We start from the raw sequence: 6320 nt of genomic DNA, 5'->3' as shown, positions 1-6320 counted from the left end.
GGCCCGCTCGGCTTCCTGCGCCTTCAGCTTCAGCTCGTCCGCGGCGATGATGTCGTTCGAGATCGTGCCCTGGCGCTCGGCCAGAACGGCCGCGATGCGCGGCAGCGCGATGCGCGACAGCACGAAATAGATCACGACCAGAGTCACCACCAGCCAGAAGATCTGGTTGGGGAAGGTCGCGAAATCGAGTTGCGGCATACCGACCGGTTCGGCCGCGTTCGTATCAGTTGCCATTGTCGTCCCCCTGGACCCCGGGATTACACCGGGCGGGCGCTGTCAAAGCTCCCACCCGGCCGTAAGGATCGGTTCGGGAGATCAGACGGCGAACATCAGCAGAAGCGCGACGAGGAACGAGAAGATCCCCAGCGCTTCGGCGAACGCGATACCGATGAACATGGTCGCGGTCTGCGAGGCGGCCGCCGACGGGTTGCGCAGCGCACCCGAGATGTAGTTGCCGACAACATGGCCCACACCGACAGCGGCGCCGCCCATGCCGGTGCATGCCAGGCCCGCACCGATATAGGCGCCCATTTGAACGATATCGCCTTCCATGTCGATTTCTCCTTACGTTGGAATTGGCAGATTTCGGATTGCGTCAGTGATTCGGATGCAGCGCATCGCGCAGATAGACGCAGGTGAGGATCGCGAAGACATAGGCCTGGATGAAGGATACCAGAACCTCCAGCGCATAGACCGCGGTGATGGCGGCCAGCGGGAACACGGCGCCCACGCCCAGCACGCCCGCAAAGCCCGCGAACACCTTGATGACCGCGTGCCCGGCCATCATGTTGCCGGCAAGACGGATGGAATGGCTGACCGGCCGCACGAAGTAGGAAATGATCTCGATGATCGCCAGGATCGGCCTCAGGACCAGCGGTGCGGCGCTGATCCAGAACAGGCTGAGAAAGCCGATGCCGTTCTTGACCACGCCCAGGATGGTCACGAAGAAGAACACCGCCAGCGCCATGGTCGCCGTCACCGCGATATGCGACGTCGTGGTGAACGCCATCGGGATCAGGCCCAGGAAGTTCGCGAAGACGATGAAGATGAACAGCGTCATGATGTAGGGGAAGTATTTCACCCCGTCCTTGCCCGAGACATCCTCGACCATCTTGTAGACGAAGCCATAGGCCAGCTCGGCGATCGACTGCACCCGGCTGGGCACCAGCGCGCGCCCGCGCGTGCCGATCACCAGCAACAGCACCACGCAGACCACCGCAAGCGCCATCCACAGCGTCACGTTGGTGGGCGTGTACCAATGGATCGCATCGCCGCCGAACAGCGGCTTGACGATGAACTGGTCCATCGGGTGGATCTGCAGGCCGCCGGTCGCTTGGTCGCTTGCCACGTTCAATCCCTCTTGTCGTCCTTGGCGGCCTGTTCGGCCACCTGTTGCCTCTGGACCTCTTGCGCCGAGCGCATCATCACGCGCACCCCGGCGGCAAAGCCCAGCAATATGAACAGCACCAGGAAGATCGGCAGCGTCCCCAGCCACAGGTCCACCGCATACCCGATGCCAAAGCCGATCCCCAGACCGGCGACAAGCTCGATCACCATCCGCCAGGCCAGTTGCGCCTGGGAATAGTGTTCGTCCTGGTGGCGCTTGCCGGGCTCGGCGGCCTCGGCCTTCTTCAGGGCCTCGATCCGCGCTTCGAGCCGCTCAAGCCGCTCCTTTTCCGCCGGATCAATCACCCCGAGCGCCCCCTGGGACAGTCGCCGCGAACCTAGAGAGGGCACCGACATGAGTCAAGCGCCCATATTCCGCGCCAAGCCATTGTTTACAAAAGGTTTCATGGAACGCTGCGCCGCCGCATCCGCGGCTTTCGGGCGCGCTGCATATTCAACCTTCCGGTTGACGATCGGGCGGCGGGCGGCCCATGCTCCGGCCATGGATGACCGGCTCGACATCGTTTTCGCCGCCCTCGCCGACCCCACCCGGCGCGCGATCCTCGCCATGCTGCTCGAGGACGACATGGCCGTGACCGATGTCGCCACCCCCTTCGAGATGTCGCTGGCCGCGATCTCGAAACATCTGGTCATCCTGACCCGCGCGGGTCTCATCAGCCAGGAAAAGCGCGGCCGGGTGAAATGGTGCAAGCTCGAACCCGACGCGCTGCGCGATGCCTCGGTCTGGATGCAGGGCTTCGGCCAGTTCGACCCCGTGGATCTCGACGCGTTCGAGCGGTTCCTGCGGATTGAACTCGATGACGGGGCGGCGGCGCAGCATGCCTCCGACGACGCCTGCCGGGAGGGCCTGTAAAGACCCGCCCTACCCGTCCTCCTTCAGCAGCAGCACCAGCGCCACCACCGTCAGCCCGATCCCCCCCAGCACCAGCCCGCGGGGCGCGGCATTGCCCAGCGCGATCTCCCAGCCGATCACCCAGCTCGGCGTCAGGTAGGTATAGGCCATCACCTTGGCCGAGGGCAGCCGCATCGCCGCATATTGCAGCAGCACGAAGGTCACCGCGCTGGTAAAGACCGCCAGGTACAGCACCACCCACCAGACCCGCGCGGGCAGCATGGCCCAGTCGGTCGCGCGGATCGACGGCAGCCCGTAGATCAGCAGCAGCACCAGCGCCGCCGTCATCATCCCGAAGGTGAAGACCAGCGCAGGCTCGCCCCGGTTGAACTTGCGCACCAGCGGCGTATAGGCGGCATGCGCCAGCGCGGCGACGAAGAACACCGCCTCGCCCCGGCCCAGATCGAACGCGATCAGCGCCGCAGGATCGCCACGAAAGATCACCCACAGCGCCCCCACGGCTCCGATCGCCAGCGCCACGCCTATCCGGCCCGTCATCGTCTGGCGCAGGAACAGCCAGCCGAACCCCGCCGCCATCACCGGCGTCAGGGTAAAGATCGCCGCCGTCGCGACCGGCTCGGCGGTCTTCAGCGCCTCGAACATCAGCACGAAATAGGCCCCGAACAGACCGCCAAGGATCACGAACCGCCAGGGCGCCCGGAACCGGTGCGCGTGCAGCCCCGGCCCCAGCGCCGCCGCCGCTCCGATGAGCCCGCCCGCCAGCGCAAAGCGCAGCGCGGTCAGCGCGGCGGGGTCGATATCGTTGGCGATCAGCTTGCCGAAACTGAACGAGCCCGCCACCAGCCCCGAAAAGGCCAGCATCGCCAGATGCCCGCGCAGCGCCTCGGCGCGGGTCACGGCCATTCCCGCGCCGCCTCCTTCAGCCGCGCGATCAGCGCCTGCACCTTGGCGGTGCGGTGCAGATCGACATGGGTGACCAGCCAGATCGTCACCTCCCACTCGGGCCGCGGCGGGCGCATCTCGACCAGATCGGGCAGCCCGCGCGCCTGCCAGAGCGGCACGAACCCGATCCCCGCCCCCGCCTCGACCGCCTCGACCGCGCCGCGCATGTCGCCCACGCGAAAGGTGATCCGCTCGGCCGGGACATGCGCCCGCAGCCAGCGGCAGAACGGCGCGGGATGCTCCTCGTCGGTGGGGCCGACAAAGCGGTGGGCCGAGACATCCTCGCCCAGCCCCCCCTGCGCCGCCACATAGTCGCGGCTGGCATAAAGCCCGCTTTTCTGCACATACAGCGTCTGCACGATATTGTCGGGCTCGTCGGGCCGGGCACCCGCCCGCACCGCGACATGCGCCTCGCCATATTCCAGCCGGTAAAGCCGCGGGTCGGCCATCAGCCGCACCGACAGCTCTGGATGATCGGCCTGGAACCCCGCCAGCACCGGCACCACCAGCGGCGTCAGCGCATCCACCGTCGTCACCGCCAGATCGCCGGTCATCGCCGCGCCCTGCCCGCGCAGCCGTCCCGAAAGCTGGCCGAACTGCTCGGCAGTGACCTGGGCCACCTGCATCAATTCCTCGCCCGCCTCGGTCGGCGTATAGCCGCGGGCATGGCGCTGGAACAGCTTGACGCCCAGCCGGGTCTCCAGCGCATCGACATGCCGGATCACGGTCGCATGATGCACCCCCAGCGCCTCGGCCGCGCCGCTGACCGTGCCCAGCCGGGCAACGTGAAAGGCGGTGCGGATTTCGTCCCAGTTGTCGAGATCCATATGTGCACCACCTCACAGAACTTGTTGAAGTTGAGCAATTGTGTTCATCAACGCAAGAACCATTTTACCCTCACATCCTCACCCCATCGGGGTTTCCCATGTCCCGCACAATCCTGCGCATCGACAGCTCGCCCCGCCGCGACGGCTCGGTCTCGCGCGACCTGACCGACCGCATCACCGCCCGCCTTGCCGGTGACGACCCCCGTATCCTGACCCGCGACCTTGCCGCCGCTCATGCGGCGGTCGACAAACTGCCCCGCGCCGCCTGACACAGGCCCGGCCTGCCCCCTCGCACGGGCGGGCCGGACTTGACTCCCGCCCCCATCCATGGCTTAAGCCGCCCCGATATCCGGAACGGTTCACGCCTTCCGGTCTCGGTCATGTGCCGCGATCGCCCCCCGTCAGCGAGGTTTCGCCCACGGGGGCGTCACGCGTTTCGCGCTTCGTCGCGCTGACATTTCAGGCGTCCCCGCCCATATCGGGGGCAGGTGCAAACGGTCGCAGGAGGGCCAAGGGCATGTTCGAAAGTCTTTCCGACCGCCTGTCCGGCGTGTTCGACCGCCTGACCAAGCAGGGCGCGCTGAGCGAGGAGGACGTCAAGACCGCGCTGCGCGAGGTCCGCGTGGCGCTGCTCGAGGCCGACGTTTCGCTGCCCGTCGCGCGCAGCTTCGTCAAGTCGGTGCAGGAAAAGGCCACCGGGCAGGAAGTGACGAAATCGGTCACGCCGGGCCAGCAGGTGGTCAAGATCGTCCATGACGAACTGGTCAAGGTCCTGACCGGTGAGGGCGAACCGGGATACCTGAGAGTCGACAACCCGCCCGCGTCGATCCTGATGGTCGGCCTTCAGGGCGGCGGCAAGACCACCACCACCGCCAAGCTGGCAAAACGGCTGAAGGAGGTGAACGGCAAGCGGGTGCTGATGGCGTCCCTCGACGTGAACCGCCCGGCGGCCATGGAACAGCTTGCCATCCTGGGTGCGCAGATCGGCGTCGATACCCTGCCCATCGTGCCGGGGCAGAAACCCGTCGACATCGCGAAACGCGCCAAGCAGCAGGCCGCGATGGGCGGCTATGACGTCTACATGCTGGACACCGCCGGGCGGCTGTCGATCGACGAGGCGCTGATGGCCGAGGTCGAGGCCGTGCGCGACGTCGCCACGCCGCGCGAGACGCTGCTGGTGGTCGACGGCCTGACCGGTCAGGACGCGGTCAACACCGCCGAGAATTTCGACGGCCGGATCGGCATCACCGGCGTCATCCTGACCCGGATGGATGGCGACGGCCGGGGCGGCGCGGCGCTTTCCATGCGCGCGGTGACCGGCAAGCCGATCAAATATGTGGGTCTTGGCGAAAAGCTCGACGCGCTGGAGGAATTCCATCCCGAACGCATCGCGGGCCGCATCCTCGGCATGGGCGATATCGTGTCGCTGGTGGAAAAGGCGCAGGCCACCATCGAGGCCGAACAGGCCGAGCGGATGATGAAGCGCTTCCAGAAGGGTCAGTTCAACATGAACGACCTGAAGATGCAGCTGGAACAGATGCTCAAGATGGGCGGGATGGAGGGCATCATGGGCATGATGCCCGGCATGGGCAAGATGTCCAAGCAGATGGCCGATGCGGGTTTCGACGATTCGATCCTGCGCCGCCAGATCGCGCTGATAAATTCCATGACCAGGGTCGAGCGCGCCAATCCCCAGATCCTTCAGGCAAGCCGCAAGCGCCGCATCGCGGCCGGCGCGGGTCTCGAGGTGCCGGAGCTGAACAAGCTGCTCAAGATGCACCGCCAGATGTCCGACATGATGAAGAAGCTCGGCCAGAAGGGCGGCCGCGCCATGCTCAAACGCGCGCTGGGCGGCATGTTCGGCAAGGGCGGACTGCCCGGCATGGGCGCCGACATGGATCCCAGGGCGCTGGAAGAGGCCGCGCGCCGGATGGGCGGCGGGCTGCCCGGTGGCATGGGCGGCCTTGGCGGCGGCATGGACCTGCCGCCGGGGCTGTCGGGGCTGGGCGGCAAGAAGAAATGACGCGGCGCGCTCCGGCATATCCCCTGCGACGGCCCGGCACCGGGCGGCGTGACACAGGGCAATTTGTCCGACGAAAGTCCGATGGAATTCCGATGGAATCCCGATTTGCCAATCGCGACGAAAGGAGCGCTGCGTGACCTCCGCGACCGACACCACCGCCCGCGCCGCGGACCTTCTGCGCGAGCACCGCGCCAGCATCGACCGGCTGGACGCGATCCTCGTCTACACCCTGGGCGAGCGGTTCAAGCACACCAAGGCCGTGGGCCGT

At 66.7% G+C, this 6320-nt stretch carries 8 protein-coding genes and 2 pseudogenes; 4 read left to right on the top strand and 6 right to left on the bottom strand.

Annotated elements, in window-relative coordinates:
* The 4 genes and pseudogenes from ENN83_RS01065 to ENN83_RS01050 form a co-directional block, all read right to left on the bottom strand.
* Positions 1 to 234, bottom strand: a pseudogene (locus tag ENN83_RS01065) (F0F1 ATP synthase subunit B'); the annotation flags it as partial.
* A gap of 81 nt (positions 235 to 315) precedes the next feature.
* Positions 316 to 552, bottom strand: a complete 237-nt coding sequence (locus ENN83_RS01060) for a F0F1 ATP synthase subunit C (RefSeq protein ID WP_074220027.1) — start codon at positions 550 to 552, stop codon at positions 316 to 318.
* 43 nt (positions 553 to 595) lie between these two features.
* Entirely contained in the window at positions 596 to 1348 is a 753-nt protein-coding gene (locus ENN83_RS01055) for a F0F1 ATP synthase subunit A (RefSeq protein ID WP_287183041.1), read from the bottom strand.
* Between the two features lie 2 nt (positions 1349 to 1350).
* Positions 1351 to 1692 (bottom strand): AtpZ/AtpI family protein, encoded by a 342-nt coding sequence (locus ENN83_RS01050; RefSeq protein ID WP_253087880.1) that lies wholly within the window; start codon positions 1690 to 1692, stop codon positions 1351 to 1353.
* A 196-nt stretch (positions 1693 to 1888) separates the two neighbouring features.
* On the opposite strand from ENN83_RS01050, the gene ENN83_RS01045 reads away from it, so the two are divergent.
* Positions 1889 to 2260 carry an ArsR/SmtB family transcription factor gene (locus ENN83_RS01045; RefSeq protein ID WP_132695630.1) on the top strand — a complete coding sequence of 124 codons (372 nt, stop codon included), beginning with the start codon at positions 1889 to 1891 and terminating at the stop codon, positions 2258 to 2260.
* Positions 2261 to 2269: 9 nt separating this feature from the next.
* On the opposite strand, the gene ENN83_RS01040 is transcribed toward ENN83_RS01045, so the two are convergent.
* Positions 2270 to 3163 carry a DMT family transporter gene (locus ENN83_RS01040; RefSeq protein ID WP_287183037.1) on the bottom strand — a complete coding sequence of 298 codons (894 nt, stop codon included), beginning with the start codon at positions 3161 to 3163 and terminating at the stop codon, positions 2270 to 2272.
* Complete coding sequence (locus ENN83_RS01035; protein WP_287183036.1) at positions 3154 to 4029, bottom strand: LysR family transcriptional regulator; 876 nt, start codon at positions 4027 to 4029, stop codon at positions 3154 to 3156. Before ENN83_RS01035 ends, ENN83_RS01040 begins: the two co-directional genes overlap by 10 nt.
* A 98-nt stretch (positions 4030 to 4127) precedes the next feature.
* On the opposite strand from ENN83_RS01035, the gene ENN83_RS01030 reads away from it, so the two are divergent.
* The 3 genes and pseudogenes from ENN83_RS01030 to ENN83_RS01020 form a co-directional block, all read left to right on the top strand.
* Entirely contained in the window at positions 4128 to 4298 is a 171-nt protein-coding gene (locus tag ENN83_RS01030) for an NAD(P)H-dependent oxidoreductase (protein WP_287183035.1), read from the top strand.
* Positions 4299 to 4546: 248 nt separating this feature from the next.
* Positions 4547 to 6052 (top strand): signal recognition particle protein, encoded by a 1506-nt coding sequence (ffh, locus tag ENN83_RS01025; RefSeq protein WP_287183034.1) that lies wholly within the window; start codon positions 4547 to 4549, stop codon positions 6050 to 6052.
* A gap of 133 nt (positions 6053 to 6185) precedes the next feature.
* Positions 6186 to 6320, top strand: a pseudogene (locus ENN83_RS01020) (chorismate mutase); the annotation flags it as partial.

Source organism: Rhodovulum sp. (assembly GCF_011048875.1).
GTDB lineage: Bacteria > Pseudomonadota > Alphaproteobacteria > Rhodobacterales > Rhodobacteraceae > Rhodovulum > Rhodovulum tesquicola.
This window is presented reverse-complemented; position numbering and strand designations above follow the sequence as displayed.

Coding starts and splice junctions, on each gene's coding strand:
- ENN83_RS01060 (WP_074220027.1), bottom strand. CDS start 552: ATGGAAGGCGATATCGTTCAAATGGGCGCCTATATCGGTGCGGGCCTG.
- ENN83_RS01045 (WP_132695630.1), top strand. CDS start 1,889: ATGGATGACCGGCTCGACATCGTTTTCGCCGCCCTCGCCGACCCCACC.
- ENN83_RS01040 (WP_287183037.1), bottom strand. CDS start 3,163: ATGGCCGTGACCCGCGCCGAGGCGCTGCGCGGGCATCTGGCGATGCTG.
- ENN83_RS01035 (WP_287183036.1), bottom strand. CDS start 4,029: ATGGATCTCGACAACTGGGACGAAATCCGCACCGCCTTTCACGTTGCC.
- ENN83_RS01030 (WP_287183035.1), top strand. CDS start 4,128: ATGTCCCGCACAATCCTGCGCATCGACAGCTCGCCCCGCCGCGACGGC.
- ffh (WP_287183034.1), top strand. CDS start 4,547: ATGTTCGAAAGTCTTTCCGACCGCCTGTCCGGCGTGTTCGACCGCCTG.